We start from the raw sequence: 13,942 nt of genomic DNA, 5'->3' as shown, positions 1-13,942 counted from the left end.
GTGCACCGCCGCCGGTGCTCCGCACGGGACGCTACCCGACGCGGTGCGCCAGGCGCGGTGCTGTCGCGGAACGACGGATCCGCGGGCCGGCCCTCAGGAGTCGAAGCCGAGGCCGAGCGCGTCGAGCGAGCGCAGGAGCACGTTGCGGCGCCCTCCGTCGTGGTCGGCGCGGTCGAGCGACCAGCGGGTCGCCTGGATCCCCACCGTGGCGAACGGCTCGGGCGGGAAGGGCAGCGGCCTCGAGCGCACCATCTCGAGCTCGGTCCGGGCGGTCGGCCGCCCTGTCAGGAGGTCGAGCAGCACGTCCGCCGCGAAGGCCGTCGTGCCGACTCCGAGCCCCGTGTAGCCCGCCGCGTAGGCGACCCGGCCGCCCAGTGCCGTGCCGTAGAACGCCGCGAACCGCGTGCTGGTGTCGATGACCCCGCCCCAGCGGTGGCTGAAGCGGACCCCCTCGAGCTGCGGGAACGTCGTGAGGAAGTGCGAGGCGAGGGCGCGGTAGGTCTCGGGGCGGTCCTCGTAGCGCGAGCGGATGCGCCCTCCCGGGTGGTAGACCGCGTCGTAGCCGCCCCACAGGATCCGGTCGTCGGCGGTGCGGCGGTAGTAGTGGAACTGGTTCGCCACATCGCTGACGCCCTCGCGCCCCCGCCAGCCGATCGCGTCGAGCGCCGCGGCGTCGAGCGGCTCGGTCATCAGGACGTGGTCGTAGACCGGCACCGTCATCAGGCGCGTGCGCGCGAGGAGGGAGGGGAAGGCGCTGGTGCCGAGGATCGCGCGGGCCGCGTCGACGGATCCCTCCGCGGTGCGCACGCGCACGCCCGCCGAGGTCCGCTCGAGGCCCAGGACGCGGCTGTCCTCGTGGATCTCGACGCCGAGCTCCTCGGCCACCCGGGCGAGCTCGTGCACGAGCTTCCCCGGGTGCACGAGCGCGCACTGCTCGGCGGGGACCACCAGTCCCGCGAGGTAGGTGGGCGAGTCGACGAGGGAGCGGATGCCGGCGGCATCGAGGAAGCGCGCACCCGCGACCCCGTCGGCCTCGGCCAGCCCGGCGACCTGGTACTCCTCGGTCGCGACCGAGAGCGAGCCGGTGCGCTCGAAGTCGCAGTCCACGCCGCGGCTCCGGATCGTCTCCTGCATCCCGTCGAGGTTCTCGACGCCCAGACGCTCGAGCTCCTCGGCCTCCTCGGGCCAGCGGGCCAGGCCGTTCTCGCGTCCGTGGGTGAGGCTCGACTCGACGAAGCCGCCGTTGCGGCCGGAGGCGGCCCAGCCGATCGAGCGCGCCTCGAGCAGGACGACGCGGCGGTCGGGCTCGCGCTCCTTCGCCCGCAGCGCGCTCCAGAGGCCGGTGTAACCGCCGCCGACGATCACGAGGTCGGCGCGGCTCGCGCCGGTCAGGCGCGGACGGGGCGCCGGAGCGTCCTCGAGCCAGTAGACGCCGTGACGGGAGCCGGAGAGGGAGGCGTCGATCGCGGAGGAGGACGGGGCATCACGTTCGAAAACGGTCGTCGATCGGGGCATGATGCTTCCATTCAGTCAGTGATCACAGGTTTCTGCAACCGGATCCGTCGAATCAGCCCGTCGCCGCGGCGCCCTCGGCTCCCTCCCTGCCCCGCCCGCGCGCCCCGCCGTACACTGCGAGGGAACGGGGAGGGGTCATGCGAGGACGCCGGAGGAACGAGCGGAGTCTCGGCTCGCCGGCGACCGCTCCGGCCGTCGACGCCGCACCCGATCGCTCCGACGCCGACGACGTCACCCCGGGCCTGCGCATCGCCGCCGCCTGGTCCTGGCGGGTGCTCGCGGTCGCCGCGGTCCTCTGGCTCGTCGTGAAGCTGGTCTCGCTGGTGCCGGTCGTCGTCGTGCCGGTGCTCGTCGCGCTGCTGCTGACCGCGCTGCTGACCCCTCTGCGCGACCGGCTCGAGAGCCTGCGCCTGCCGCGCGGGCTCGCCGTGCTCGTCTCGATCCTCACGCTGCTGCTGGCGCTCGCCGGCCTGATCTCCCTCGTCGTCGTGCAGGCCCGCGCCGGCTTCGGCGGCATCGGTCAGCGCACCCTCGACGCGGTGGACGACGTCGAGGAGTGGGTGCGGGAGCTCGGATTCACGCAGGTGCAGCTGAGCGACTGGGCGCAGAGCGGGATCACCTGGGCCGATGCGCAGGCCGCGACGCTCGCCTCCGGAGCCCTCGCCGTCGGCTCGCAGGTCGCCGAGGTCTTCGCCGGCACCCTGCTCACCCTCTTCTCGCTGATCTTCCTGCTGCTGGACGGGCGGCGGATCTGGTCGTGGGCCCTGCGCCTGCTGCCGCTCCCCGCCCGGGCCCCGCTGCTCACGGGCGCCGCGGCCGGCTTCGAGGCTCTCACCCAGTTCGTGCGCGCGCAGCTCGCCGTCGCCGCGATCAATGCGACCGGCATCGGCATCGGGGCGCTCGCCCTGCAGCTCCCCCTCGTCGTGCCGATCATGGTGACCGTGTTCCTGGGCTCGTTCGTGCCGTTCCTCGGCGCGATCGTGACCGGAGCGCTCGCGGCGCTGGTCGCGCTGCTGTTCATCGGGCCGGTGGCGGCGCTCGTGATGGTCGGGGTGGTGATCGTGGTGCACCTCCTCGAGGGGCACGTGCTGCAGCCGCTGATCCTCGGCTCGGCGGTGAAGGTGCATCCGCTCGCCGTCGTGCTCGGTGTGGCCACCGGGCTCGAGGTGGCGGGGCTGGCCGGCGCGCTCTTCGCGGTGCCGGTGATCGCGACCGTCAACTCCGGCGTCACGGCGATGCGGGACCGGTCGGCCGCTCTGCGCGAGCGGACCGCGGCGTGAGCGCCCACCCCCTCGATCCGGCCGCGGCGCCCGGATCGGCGGTGCTGCCCGCGCTCGCGTGCCCGGTGTGCGGGGCGGGACTCGCGCCCGACGCGCTGCCCCGGCCCTCGCTCCTGCGCTGCGCGAACGGGCACAGCGCGGACATCGCCCGGCAGGGCTACGTCTCACTCCTGCGCGGGAAGCACGCGACGTCCGGCGACACCGCCGCGATGGTGCAGGCGCGGGAGGAGCTGCTCGCCTCCGGGCACTACCGGGGGATCCAGGACGCCGTCGCGGCGGCGGTGCCGGGCGGTGGGCGGCTCGTCGTCGACCTCGGCTGCGGGACGGGCGCGTACCTCGCGGCGGTCCTCGACGCGCATCCGGAGGCGAGCGGACTCGGACTCGACCTCTCGGCGCCGGCCGCCCGCCGCGCCGCTCGGGCGCACCCCCGCGCCGCGATCGCGACCGCGGACCTCTGGCAGCCCCTCCCCCTGGTCGACGGCTGCGCCGATGCGCTGCTCACCGTCTTCGCCCCGCGCAACGCCCCCGAGATGCTCCGTGTGCTGCGGCAGGGAGGGACCGCCGTCGTCGTCACTCCGCGCGAGCGGCACCTGCGCGAGATCCGCCCGGTCTTCGGGATGCTCGGGATCGACGCGGGCAAGGCCGAGCGGCTCGACGAGCAGCTCGCCGGGTTCGCGCTCGCCGAGCGCCGCGAGCTCGACTACGCGGTGCCGATGTCGCCGTCCGAGCTGCGCGCCGAGGTGCTGATGGGCCCGAGCGCCCACCACGTGGACGCGGCGGTGCTCGACGCGGCACTGGCGGGGCTCGAGGGGCCCACGGAGGTGACCGTCGCGGTGACGGTGTCGGTGTTCCTCCGGGGATGAGAGTCAGTACGACTCGCGCAGGCGCTCCTGATCGACGACGGCCGCGCGGTCCGAGAGCCGGCGGAGCCCGGCCAGCGGCTGCGCCATGCGGTGGTTCGTGCGCAGCACCGGCTCGACGCGGTCGAGGAACGCCCAGTAGCCGGCCGTCACCGGGCAGGCGTTCTCGCCGAGCCGCACCTTCGGGTCGAACCGGCAGCCGCCGCAGTAGTCCGACATGCGGTTGATGTAGGCGCCGCCCGAGGCGTAGGGCTTGGTGGCCACCACTCCGCCGTCGGCGTGCTGCGACATGCCGATCACGTTCGCCGGCATGACCCACTCGGTGCCGTCGACGAAGACGTCGACGAACCAGTCGTTCAGCTCCGCCGGATCCCAGCCGCGCTGGAGGCCCCAGTTGCCCAGCACCATCAGGCGCTGGATGTGGTGCGCCCAGCCGTGGCGCCGGACGTCGTCCAGCGTCTCGTGCAGGCAGTTGGCCTCGATGCCCGACGGATCGAGCTCGAGCAGCGCGGCGGGCAGCGGGGCGGACGCGCCGAGGGCCCTGCTGCGCGTGCGGTACTCCGGGCCCAGGTGCCAGTAGAGGTGCCAGACGTAGTCGCGCCAGCCCATGATCTGCCGGACGAAGCCCTCGACGCCCGCGAGCGGCGCGCCCTCGGCGGCGTGCTCGGCGACGACGGTGTCGATCACCTCGCGGGGGTCCAGGAGGCCCAGGTTCATCGGGGCGCTCAGGAGCGAGTGCGCCATCGTCCAGTCGCCCGAGAGCATGGCGTCCTCGTACGGCCCGAAGTCCTGCAGGCGCGACGACGCGAAGTCGGCGAGCGCCTCCTGCGCCTCGGCGGGCGTCGCGGCGAAGCGCCGCGGGCCGTCCTCGCCGACGAGGTGCACGGCGCCCTCGCGCTCCCAGCGGGCGAGGTCGGCGCGGACCTCCTCGTCGATGTCGTCCTCCACCGGCCACCACGGATCCGGCAGTCCCAGCCTCGCCGCGCCTTTGGGCGGCGGCTGGCGGTTGTCGTGGTCGTAGTTCCACGTGCCGCCCTCCGGCTGGTCGCCGCGCATCAGCACGCCGGTGCGCTTGCGGCTCCAGCGGTAGAAGTCCTCGAGCAGGAGCCGGGAGCCGGCCCGCGCGAGCGCCCACTCCCGGAAGTCCTCCTCCTCGGTCACGAAGCCGCGGCTGGGGAGCACGCTCATGCCCAGGCGCCGGGCCAGGCGGCGGCCGCCGCGGGTGGGCGGATCGATCACCTCGAGGTCGTCGCGGCCCTCGAGCGCCTCGGCGAACGTCCCGGCGCGCACGTACTCGACGCGGTCGCCGAGCTCGCGGGCGCGGTGCCGCAGCGCCGAGAGCCAGAGCTGCGCCTTCGCACGGTGCATCGGCCGGCGCCCGAAGGCCGACCGCGCCTCGACGAGCAGCATCGGGCCGCCGTCGTCGAACAGCGGGCCGAGCTGGCCGATGACGCTCCAGCGGGTGCGGGTGGGGATGCTCATGCCCGTCACGCTAGGCGCGCGATCCGGGAGCGGATAGGAGTTGCGCCGGACGGCGGAGTCGTCGTGCGGCCGGGAACGGTCGGCGCGCACCGGCACGGATGTGCAGGCGCAACGCCTTGCACCGCGCGGCGGGATGGAGTTCCCTCGACTCGAGGCGGCCGTTCGGTGCGCCTCGGACGCGACGAAGCGAGGAACCGCCATGGCACACGACGACGAGACCCCCGGCACCGCCACCGAGGCGCGACGGGGCCGCCACGCGGCCGAGTCCGCGAACACGACCGAGACCCCCGACGGCGAGTACACCTCGACCGACGGCGTCTCGCACACCGCCACCGACGACCGCGGCAGCTACGTGGACACCTCGGTGCACGAGGAGACGTCGACCGACGAGGGCAGCTACGTCGACTCCGACACTGCGGGGCCCGACTCCGACGCCGAGGGCGAGTACACCGACCGCGACGAGTGAGCGCGCGGCGGCCGGGAGTCACTCCCCGGCCGCGCGGGCCCGCCCGGCGATCCCGAGCCGGACCAGCCGATACGCCGCTCCGACCGCGAAGACGGCCGCGCCCGCCAGGATCGACGGCAGCGGCAGGGTCGCGACGAGCAGGACGCAGCCGAGCGCCCCTCCGATCGCGACGACGCGGGGGTAGAGACGGAATCCGCGCTCCTGCGTGAGCGCCGAGACGTTGGCGACCAGGTAGTAGAGCAGCACGCCGAAGGACGAGAAGCCGATCGCCGAGCGCAGATCGGCGACGAGGACGAGCACGATCACCACGGCGCCGAGCACGATCTCGGCCCGGCGGGGCACCTGCCGCACCGGGTCCACGTGCGCGAGCATCCGGGGCAGGTCTCCCTCGCGGGCCATGGCCAGGCTCGTCCGGCCGATGCCGGCGATCAGGGCGAGCAGGGCTCCGAGGGATGCGGCGGCGGCGCCGATGCGGACGACCGGTCCGGTCCACGGCCAGACCGCGGCGGCCTCGGCGAGGGGCTCGGTCGAGCTCGCGAGGCGCTCCGGCCCGAGCGCCAGCAGCAGCGCGGCGCCGACGACGGCGTAGACCACGACGGCGAGGGCGAGAGCGCCGAGGATCGCGCGCGGGATCGTCCGCGCCGGGTCGCGCACCTCCTCCCCCATGGTGGCCAGGCGCGCGTAGCCGGCGAAGGCGAAGAAGAGCAGGCCCGCCGACTGCAGCACTCCGAGCGGGCCGATCGTGCCGGCTCCAGCGGGCACGGGCGCCGTCGAGGGCGGGGAGGCGAGGGCGGCGACGACCACGAGCGCGAGCACCGCCAGGACGATCGTGACGATGATCCGGGTGGCGAGGGCGGTGCGGGTCACGCCGAGCGCGTTGACGCCGACGAGCGCGGCGACGACCAGCACCGCGACGGGGCGCTCCCAGCCGGTCGGAGCCGCGTAGGCCGCGAAGGTCAGCGCCATCGCCGCGCAGCTGGCGGTCTTGCCGATGACGAACCCCCAGCCGGCGAGGAACCCCGGCCACTCGCCCAGGCGCTCGCGGCCGTAGACGTAGGTGCCGCCCGAGCGCGGGTACTGCGCGGCGAGCTGCGCCGACGAGGACGCGTTCGCGAAGGCCACGAGCGCCGCGAGGGCGAGGCCCGCCAGCAGCCACGGTCCGGCGGCCGCGGCGGCCGGGGCGAAGGCGGCGAAGACGCCGGCTCCGATCATCGAGCCGAGCCCGATGACGACGGCGTCACCGGTTCCGAGGCGGCGGGCGAGGGAGGCGGGCGGAGTCACCGGACACTTCTACAGCACCGAGGGGAACGGGAGGTGTCGCGGCCTCTCCGATCGCGCTTCAGCCGGGCTTCAGCGCGGCGGCCGTAGCCTGGCCCGAGCCGCGCTGCGTCGCGGGACGTGCTCGGAGGACGCCATCCGCATCCTGGTCGTCGACGACGAGATCAACCTGCTGCGCGCTCTCGAGACGGGCCTCGAGGCCGAGGGCTTCGCGGTCGACACGGCCACCACCGGCACGGACGCCCTCTGGCTCGCGCAGGAGGCGGAGTACGCGGCGATCGTGCTCGATCTGATGCTCCCCGACGTCAGCGGGTTCCGGGTCTGCGAGCGCCTGCGCGCCGCCGAGGACTGGACGCCCGTCCTGATGCTGACCGCCAAGGACGGCGACCTGGACCAGGTCGAGGCGCTGGACACCGGCGCCGACGACTACCTCACCAAGCCCTTCTCGTTCCCCGTGCTCGTCGCCCGGCTGCGGGCGCTCATCCGCCGGGGCGCGGCCGAGCGGCCCGTCGTCCGGGTGGTGGGCGATCTGGTGCTCGACCCGGCCTCGCGGCGCGTGGAGCGGGGCGGCGTGCCGATCCCGCTGACCACGCGGGAGTTCAGCGTGCTCGAGTACCTCGTCTCGCGCGCCGGCGACGTGGTCTCCAAGCGGGACATCCTCGGCGCCGTGTGGGACTTCGACTTCGACGGCGACCCCAACATCGTCGAGGTCTACGTCCGGACGCTCCGCAACAAGATCGACCGGCCGTTCGGAGTCGAGACCATCCGGACGCAGCGCGGCGCCGGCTACTCGCTGGTCGCGCCGTGAGACGCGTGCGCACCCGGATCACGCTCGCGGCCGCCGCCGTGGTCGCGCTCGCGGGCGTGCTGGGCGGCGTCGTGTTCACCCTGGTGCTCTCCTGGGTCCTCGCGGCGAGCGCCTCGACCGCGGCCGAGACGGAGGCCGAGCGCGCGGTCTCCCTCGTCGAGAGCGCCGGAGCGGAGGCGGTCCGCGCGTCGGAGGGCGTGGTGCAGCTCATCGTCGACGGCCGCGTGGTCGCGGTGAGCGAGGACGCGGAGGACCTGCCGGCGCTGGCGACCGAGGAGGGCGAGGACCCGGTCACCGTGGCCGTCGACGACGAGGATCCGCTGGTCGTCGCCGCGCAGGAGCTCGACGACCGGTCGCTGGTGGTGGTCGGCGTGCCGGACGAGGGCCGGGCGGAGGCGGTCGCGACCACGATCGCGCTGCTCGCCGTGGCGGTCCCGCTGCTCGTCGCCTTCGTCGCGGCCCTCTGCTGGGTGGTCGTCGGGCGGGCGCTGCGCCCCGTCGACCGGATGCGCGCCGAGGCCGAGGCGGTCACCGCCGCAGAGCTCGACCGCCGGGTCGCGGAGCCCGGCTCGGGCGACGAGATCGATCGGCTCGCGCGCACCCTCAACCGCATGCTCGAGCGTCTCGGAGAGCGCGCAGGAGCGGCAGCGCCGCTTCGTCTCGGACGCCTCGCACGAGCTGCGCTCCCCCGTCGCGGCACTGCGGCAGACCGCGGAGGTGGCGCTCGCGCATCCCGACCGCCTCGACTCCGCCCGGCTCGCCACGACCGTCGCCGAGGAGTCGGTGCGGATGGGCGGGCTGATCGAGGGACTGCTGCTGCTCGCCCGCGCCGACGAGGCGCGGCTCGCGATCGCCGGCGCGCCGGTCGACCTCGACGACCTGGCGCTGCGCGAGGTGCGGCGGCTGCGCGACTCCGGCGTCGAGGTGGACGCGAGCGGCGTCTCGCCCGTGCAGGTCGTCGCCGACGAGGTCCTGCTCTCACGGGCGCTGCGGAACCTGGTCGACAACGCGGTGCGGCACCGCTCGGAGCGGATCGCTCCGCGACGCGGGTCGACGGCGACGGGGCCCTGATCGTGGTGGACGACGACGGCCCGGGGATCCCCGCGGCCGAGCGCTCGCGGGTGCTCGGGCGGTTCGTGCGGCTCGACGAGGGGCGCGCGCGGGACGCCGGGGGATCCGGTCTGGGGCTCGCGATCGTGGCGGAGATCGCGGGGGCGCACGGCGGGACCGTGACGATCGAGGACGCGCCGCTGGGCGGGGCGCGCGTGGCGGTGCGGGTGCCCCGGGAGCGCTGAGCTCGGACCGGTCGCGGCTGCGCCGACCCGGGTGGCGGCGTCTGCCGCTCGCACGCGGATCCGGTGGAGGCGGCGGACGACCCGCGGCACCTCGGGAGGATCCGAGGCGCTCGCGCACGGTCCCGCGCTTCAGGCTGGCTTCAGCGGTGGCTCGCGAGAGTGGTCACGGCGTCGAGGAACGGCGCCGGAGAAGGAGCCGATCGTCATGCAGAAGAAGACCACGATCATCGCCGGAGCGGCCGGAGTCCTCGTGCTCCTCGGAGCCGGCACCGGGATCGCCTACGCCGCGACCGACGGCTTCGAGGGGTCCGACCGGCTCACCGGAGCGGACCTGGACCGGGCGAGCGAGGCCGCGCTCGCCGAGATCGGCGGCGGCACCGTGACGTCGGCCGAGCGCGAGGACGACGGCGCCCCCGGTTACGAGCTGGAACTGCGCGGAGAGGACGGACTCGAGTACGACGTGCGGCTCGACGACTCGTTCGAGGTGCTGTCCGCGGACGCGGACGACGACGGCCGCGCCGTCACGGGCGGCGCCGCGGGCACCGGCTCGGACGCCTCCGACGCACCCGCCGCTCCCGCCGCGGGAGCCGTCGACCCCGACGACCTCACCGGCGACGAGCTGGCCCGCGCCTCCGAGGCCGCGCTCGCAGCCGTCGGCACGGGCACCGTGACCGAGGCCGAGCGGAGCGACGACGCCGACCACGCCTACGACGTGGAGGTCACGCGCGACGACGGCACCGATGTGGACGTCGACCTCGACACCGACTTCGCGGTGGTCGCGACGAACGACTGACGCCGGAGCGGGCGGGGGCGATCAGCCGTTCCCGTTCCCGTTCCCGTTCCCGTTGCTGCCGCTGTTCCCGTTGCCGTTGCCGTTGTTGCCGTTGCCGCCGCTGTTGCCGTTGCCGTTGTTGCCGTTGCCCGGCGACTCCCCGGCAGGCGGCTCCTCGGCCGGCGGCTCCTCGGCGGGCTCCGACTCCGCGGGCTCCGGAGCCTCCTCCTCGGGGGACTCCTCCTCGACAGGAGCGGTCTCCTCGGGCACAGGGGCGGGCGCCTCCTCGGTCTCGACCGGCGCGGGCTCCTCCTCGACGGGAGCCTCCTCCACGGGAGCCTCCTCGGCGGGCTCCTCCTCCCGGGTCTCCTCGGGAGAGGGCGCGGGAGTCGGGACCGCGGCGATCGCGGCCGCGAGGTCGCTCCGCACGACCTCGATCTCGGCCTGCACGGCCGAGGCGCGCTCGGCGGTCACGCTGCCCGCCCGAGAGCGGCGTTCAGAGCGGCCTGCAGGGCCTCGAGCTCGCTCAGGGCGCCGGCGAAGTCGTCGACGGAGGCCCGCTCCGCGACGGCGACGACCGCGTCGTCGAGCGTCTGCGCGGTGGCGTCGTCGATCGAGGAGTCGGACGCGGAGCAGCCCGAGAGGACGAGGACCGCGGCCAGGACGGCGGCGGGCCAGGAGCGGCGCGCGATCACGAGCGGATGCTCTCGCGCAGGCGCTGCAGGTGCTCGCCGAGCTCGCCGTCGACGGCGGGGAGCGGCGTCTGCTGGTCGCCGCCGAGCAGCACGACGGCGAGGCCCACGGCGATCGCCACCAGGGCCAGCACCAGCACGAGCAGCCACGGATTGGGTCCGCCCCGGCGCTGCGGGGCGCGGCGGAGCGGGACGGCGGCGGTCGCCGGAGGACCTGCGACGGGCGCCGGGGTCGTCCCCGTGCCGACGGGCAGCACGGACGTCGCTCCGTCTGCCCCCTCGTGCACCGGGTAGACCGCGGTGGCGTCAGGCGTCGTGCCGATCAGCTCCGTCGTGCCGATCAGCTCGGTGGTGCCGATGACCTCGGTGGTGCCGACCGGCTCGGTGCGCACCGCGGTTGGCGGCACATCGGGCAGGACGATCGCCGTCGGCGGCCCGTCACGGCGGGGGTCGATGAGCTTGCGCGCCGACTCGGCCACCTCGAGCGCGGTCGGGCGCTCGTCGGGCTCGCGTCGCGTCATCGCACCCAGGAGCCCCGACCAGCCGCTGCCCAGCGACGCCGACACCTCGGGGTCGCGCAGCAGGCGGGCGAGGGTGACCTCGATCGCGGTGCCCGTGAAGGGGCGCTTGCCGGTGAGCGACTCGAGCAGCACGAGTCCGAGGGAGTAGATGTCGCTCGCCGCGGTGAGCGGCTGCCCGTGGGCCTGCTCCGGGCTGAGGTAGGCGGCGGTGCCGATGAGGGTGCCCGGCGAGGTGATGCGGGTCGCGTCGATCAGGTAGGCGATGCCGAAGTCGGCGAGCTTGGGCCGGAACTCGCGGCTCGTGAGCGGGCTCGGCACGAGCAGGACGTTCGACGGCTTCACGTCGCGGTGGACCACTCCGGCGGCGTGCACCGTGTGCAGCGCCTCACCGAGATCGGCGGCCATCGCGGCGACGTCGTTGGGAGCGACCGGGCCGGTGGCGAGGCGCTCGGACAGGCTCGGCCCCTCGGCGAGCTCCATGACCATGTAGGCCTGGCCCCCGGTGTCGTCGCCGCCGTCGTGCGCGTCGTAGAGGGTGACCAGCGCCGGATGGTTGAGAGCCGCGAGCAGCCGGATCTCGGAGGACTTGCGCTGCAGGTCCTGCGCGTCGTCGATGCCGGCCGCGAACATCTTCAGGGCCACCGAGCGGCCGAGGATCTCGTCGCGCGCGCGGTAGACGGTGGCCATGCCGCCGCGGCCGATCAGCTCCTCGATCGTGTACCGGTCGCCGACCGTCGTTCCGACGACACGGGTCTCGCCCGTTCGGTGCGATGCCACGGGGTTCCTCCTCGCGCGGTGGGTGCTGCGGCTTCTGCCGCGCCCCCCGGTGCGACCGTCGTTCCAGGGTAGTACGTCGCGCCTGTGGGCCGTAGGGGCCACGGGACGCTGTCAAGCGGGTGCCCCGCCTCCGGGGGCGGACGTAACGTCGAGACCATCCAACGGAGGGAACAGCATGACGCACCACGACGGCCAGGGATCGACGCACGACGACGACCACGGATCGACCCTCGAGGACCAGGGGGTCGACCATCGGGAAGCCCGACGGAGCCGCGGCGCCGACGTCGAGCGAGAGCGAGACCATCGAGAAGGACATGACGGAGTCGCCCGGCAGCGAGCGCGAGACCGCGGCGAAGCAGGACAGCGCTCCGGACGAGAGCGCGACCGAGGTCTCGGGCGAGGCCGAGGTCAGGGCCGTGCCCGGCACCGGCGGACCGGATGACGTCGGAGACGTCGAGGTGCCCCCGGGCGAGGTGCACCTGAACGGCAAGCCGTTTCCGGGTCATGCCGGAACGGCATGATCTTCGATGCTCGAGGCCTGAGTCCCCGTCCCGCTAGAGCTCGACCGGCTCCAGCACCGACGGGTCGTGACGGTCGACCGTGCGGGAGTTGTTGACCCGCCGGTCGACCGGGTACGCCGTGATCGTCGAGGCCATCGCGACCGAGGCCCGATCGAGGGTCGCGAGCATCTCCTCCGCGGAGCCGAGCGGCTCGGGGCGCAGCCACTCGTCGCGGACGTCGGGGGTGAGGAAGACCGGCATCCGGTCGTGCACCTCCCCCGAGGCGTCGCGCGCCTCGCGGGTGATGATCGTGAACGAGACCCGCCACTCGTCCCCCTCCTTGCGCGCCGTGTAGAGGCCGGCCGCCGCCAGGATCGGCTCCTCCCCGTGCAGGAACCACGGCTGCTTGCCGTCGGCGCGCGCCTCCCACTCGTAGTAGCCGCGCATCGGCACGATCGCGCGCTGCTTGGCGAAGGCGCTGCGGAAGAGCCCGTTCGAGGCGACCGACTCGAGCCGCGCGTTGATGGGGGACGGGCCCTTCCCCTTCGCCCACGAGGGCGTGAAGCCCCAGGTCGCGAGCTCGACCTCGCGCTGCACCTCGTCGTCGTGCTGGCGCTCGCGCACGATCGGCGCGGAGTCGGTCGGGGCCACGCTGAGATCGGGCGCCCAGTCGGCGGCCCTCCCGCCGGCCGCGACGAACTCCCGGATCAGCTCGTCGGTCGTGGAGTCCATCGCGAATCGTCCGCACATGATGCGAACGCTACGCCGCAGGACCGACGGCGGCCAGGAGCGGGTCGCGGCGGGTGCGGCGGATGGTGGCGACGGCGAGCCCCGCGACCATGACCGCGCCTCCGATCAGCTCGCCGATCGACGGCGCCTCGCCCAGGAGCGCCCACGCCGAGAGCACCCCGATCACGGGCACCAGGAGGGTGAACGGCACGACCGACGCCGCCGGGTAGCGGGCGAGGAGCGAGTTCCAGATGCCGTAGCCGACGAGTGAGGCGAAGACGGCGGTGTAGAGCGTGCTCAGGATCGCGGCGACGGAGAGGCTCGACAGGGCGCTCGCGACGGCCGGCCCCCCGTCGACCACCAGCGAGAGCGCCAGGGCGGGGACGGGGACCACCAGCGCCGACCACACGACGAGCGAGAGTCCGGAGGCGCCCTTCGCCCGGCGGGTCAGCACGTTGCCGATCGCCCACGACAGCGCGGCGGCGAGGGTCACGACGAACGGCAGCCACGGGGCGCTCGCCCCGTGCGAGACCGCCACCACCACGAGCCCCGCGACGCCGACCAGCAGCCCGGCGACCTGGCGGGGAGTCGGCCGCTCGCGCAGCGCGACCGACGCGATCACCACGGTCAGCACGATCTGCGCCTGGAGGACGAGCGAGGCGAGCCCGGCGGGCATCCCGAGGGCGAGCGCGAGGTACAGCAGCGCGAACTGGCCCAGGCTCATGAACAGCCCGATCGCGGCGATCGTGCGCAGCGGCGCGCTCGGCCGGGGCACGAGGAAGACGGCCGGCACGGCGACCACGACGAAGCGCAGCGCGAGGAACAGCAGGGGCGGCACGTCGACGAGGCCCACGTCGATCACGACGAAGTTCAGCCCCCAGAGCAGCACGACGAGGAGGGCGAGGAGGGTGTGCCTGCGGGTCATGGCTCCAGACAAGCGCACCCGATTCGACAGCACCAGCGCAGG

16 protein-coding genes and 1 pseudogene are annotated in these 13,942 nt (G+C 74.5%); 9 read left to right on the top strand and 8 right to left on the bottom strand.

Annotated elements, in window-relative coordinates; genetic code table 11:
* Window positions 1-93: 93 nt before the first annotated feature.
* On the bottom strand, window positions 94-1,515 hold the full coding sequence (locus AC0CID_RS16910; RefSeq protein ID WP_465227736.1) for an NAD(P)/FAD-dependent oxidoreductase: 1,422 nt from the start codon (window positions 1,513-1,515) through the stop codon (window positions 94-96).
* 137 nt (window positions 1,516-1,652) lie between these two features.
* Between AC0CID_RS16910 and AC0CID_RS16905 the strand changes: the two genes are divergently transcribed.
* Window positions 1,653-2,795 (top strand): AI-2E family transporter, encoded by a 1,143-nt coding sequence (locus tag AC0CID_RS16905; protein ID WP_465227735.1) that lies wholly within the window; start codon window positions 1,653-1,655, stop codon window positions 2,793-2,795.
* Complete coding sequence (locus AC0CID_RS16900) at window positions 2,792-3,658, top strand: methyltransferase domain-containing protein (RefSeq protein ID WP_465227734.1); 867 nt, start codon at window positions 2,792-2,794, stop codon at window positions 3,656-3,658. Before AC0CID_RS16905 ends, AC0CID_RS16900 begins: the two co-directional genes overlap by 4 nt.
* Window positions 3,659-3,661: 3 nt before the next feature.
* Here the strand turns inward: AC0CID_RS16900 and AC0CID_RS16895 are convergent, their stop codons facing one another.
* Entirely contained in the window at window positions 3,662-5,137 is a 1,476-nt protein-coding gene (locus AC0CID_RS16895) for a cryptochrome/photolyase family protein (RefSeq protein ID WP_465227733.1), read from the bottom strand.
* Window positions 5,138-5,336: 199 nt separating this feature from the next.
* Here AC0CID_RS16895 and AC0CID_RS16890 point away from each other — a divergent pair, with 199 nt between their 5' ends.
* Window positions 5,337-5,603: a hypothetical protein gene (locus tag AC0CID_RS16890; protein WP_207403117.1), complete on the top strand. Its 267-nt coding sequence runs from the start codon at window positions 5,337-5,339 to the stop codon at window positions 5,601-5,603.
* Between the two features lie 18 nt (window positions 5,604-5,621).
* Here AC0CID_RS16890 and AC0CID_RS16885 read toward each other — a convergent pair whose 3' ends face one another.
* A complete protein-coding gene (locus AC0CID_RS16885) occupies window positions 5,622-6,884 on the bottom strand; it encodes an APC family permease (protein WP_465227732.1) in 1,263 nt (420 codons plus the stop codon).
* A gap of 133 nt (window positions 6,885-7,017) precedes the next feature.
* Here AC0CID_RS16885 and AC0CID_RS16880 point away from each other — a divergent pair, with 133 nt between their 5' ends.
* The 5 genes and pseudogenes from AC0CID_RS16880 to AC0CID_RS16860 all read left to right on the top strand — a co-directional run bounded on the left by AC0CID_RS16880 (window position 7,018) and on the right by AC0CID_RS16860 (window position 9,777).
* Window positions 7,018-7,689, top strand: coding sequence for a response regulator transcription factor (locus AC0CID_RS16880; protein ID WP_465228127.1), 672 nt, complete (start codon window positions 7,018-7,020; stop codon window positions 7,687-7,689).
* Between the two features lie 506 nt (window positions 7,690-8,195).
* A pseudogene (locus tag AC0CID_RS16875) lies at window positions 8,196-8,258 on the top strand (hypothetical protein); the annotation flags it as partial.
* A 16-nt stretch (window positions 8,259-8,274) separates the two neighbouring features.
* Window positions 8,275-8,760, top strand: coding sequence for a histidine kinase dimerization/phospho-acceptor domain-containing protein (locus tag AC0CID_RS16870; protein ID WP_465228126.1), 486 nt, complete (start codon window positions 8,275-8,277; stop codon window positions 8,758-8,760).
* Window positions 8,761-8,762: 2 nt separating this feature from the next.
* Entirely contained in the window at window positions 8,763-8,984 is a 222-nt protein-coding gene (locus AC0CID_RS16865; RefSeq protein WP_465228125.1) for an ATP-binding protein, read from the top strand.
* A 205-nt stretch (window positions 8,985-9,189) separates the two neighbouring features.
* Window positions 9,190-9,777, top strand: a complete 588-nt coding sequence (locus tag AC0CID_RS16860; protein ID WP_465227731.1) for a PepSY domain-containing protein — start codon at window positions 9,190-9,192, stop codon at window positions 9,775-9,777.
* Window positions 9,778-9,798: 21 nt separating this feature from the next.
* Here AC0CID_RS16860 and AC0CID_RS16855 read toward each other — a convergent pair whose 3' ends face one another.
* The 3 genes from AC0CID_RS16855 to AC0CID_RS16845 are packed head-to-tail and all read right to left on the bottom strand — an operon-like array spanning window position 9,799 to window position 11,746.
* Complete coding sequence (locus AC0CID_RS16855; protein WP_465227730.1) at window positions 9,799-10,230, bottom strand: hypothetical protein; 432 nt, start codon at window positions 10,228-10,230, stop codon at window positions 9,799-9,801.
* Window positions 10,227-10,451 (bottom strand): hypothetical protein, encoded by a 225-nt coding sequence (locus AC0CID_RS16850; RefSeq protein WP_465227729.1) that lies wholly within the window; start codon window positions 10,449-10,451, stop codon window positions 10,227-10,229. Before AC0CID_RS16850 ends, AC0CID_RS16855 begins: the two co-directional genes overlap by 4 nt.
* A complete protein-coding gene (locus AC0CID_RS16845; protein WP_207403122.1) occupies window positions 10,448-11,746 on the bottom strand; it encodes a serine/threonine-protein kinase in 1,299 nt (432 codons plus the stop codon). Before AC0CID_RS16845 ends, AC0CID_RS16850 begins: the two co-directional genes overlap by 4 nt.
* Window positions 11,747-12,060: 314 nt before the next feature.
* Here AC0CID_RS16845 and AC0CID_RS16840 point away from each other — a divergent pair, with 314 nt between their 5' ends.
* The gene (locus AC0CID_RS16840; protein ID WP_465227728.1) at window positions 12,061-12,267 is read left to right on the top strand and encodes a hypothetical protein; all 207 of its coding nucleotides are present in this window, start codon (window positions 12,061-12,063) and stop codon (window positions 12,265-12,267) included.
* A 33-nt stretch (window positions 12,268-12,300) separates the two neighbouring features.
* Here AC0CID_RS16840 and AC0CID_RS16835 read toward each other — a convergent pair whose 3' ends face one another.
* Both AC0CID_RS16835 and AC0CID_RS16830 read right to left on the bottom strand, forming a co-directional pair.
* Window positions 12,301-12,978: an SOS response-associated peptidase gene (locus tag AC0CID_RS16835; protein ID WP_465227727.1), complete on the bottom strand. Its 678-nt coding sequence runs from the start codon at window positions 12,976-12,978 to the stop codon at window positions 12,301-12,303.
* Window positions 12,979-13,006: 28 nt separating this feature from the next.
* Window positions 13,007-13,900: an EamA family transporter gene (locus tag AC0CID_RS16830; RefSeq protein WP_465227726.1), complete on the bottom strand. Its 894-nt coding sequence runs from the start codon at window positions 13,898-13,900 to the stop codon at window positions 13,007-13,009.
* Window positions 13,901-13,942: the final 42 nt, after the last annotated feature.

This window comes from Rathayibacter sp. AC451 (assembly GCF_979253095.1).
This window is presented reverse-complemented; position numbering and strand designations above follow the sequence as displayed.

What these genes read in the sequence shown, in the direction of transcription:
- AC0CID_RS16910 (WP_465227736.1), bottom strand. Translation starts at nt 1,515, where the DNA reads ATGCCCCGATCGACGACCGTTTTCGAACGTGATGCCCCGTCCTCCTCC.
- AC0CID_RS16905 (WP_465227735.1), top strand. Translation starts at nt 1,653, where the DNA reads ATGCGAGGACGCCGGAGGAACGAGCGGAGTCTCGGCTCGCCGGCGACC.
- AC0CID_RS16895 (WP_465227733.1), bottom strand. Translation starts at nt 5,137, where the DNA reads ATGAGCATCCCCACCCGCACCCGCTGGAGCGTCATCGGCCAGCTCGGC.
- AC0CID_RS16890 (WP_207403117.1), top strand. Translation starts at nt 5,337, where the DNA reads ATGGCACACGACGACGAGACCCCCGGCACCGCCACCGAGGCGCGACGG.
- AC0CID_RS16860 (WP_465227731.1), top strand. Translation starts at nt 9,190, where the DNA reads ATGCAGAAGAAGACCACGATCATCGCCGGAGCGGCCGGAGTCCTCGTG.
- AC0CID_RS16840 (WP_465227728.1), top strand. Translation starts at nt 12,061, where the DNA reads ATGACGGAGTCGCCCGGCAGCGAGCGCGAGACCGCGGCGAAGCAGGAC.
- AC0CID_RS16835 (WP_465227727.1), bottom strand. Translation starts at nt 12,978, where the DNA reads ATGGACTCCACGACCGACGAGCTGATCCGGGAGTTCGTCGCGGCCGGC.
- AC0CID_RS16830 (WP_465227726.1), bottom strand. Translation starts at nt 13,900, where the DNA reads ATGACCCGCAGGCACACCCTCCTCGCCCTCCTCGTCGTGCTGCTCTGG.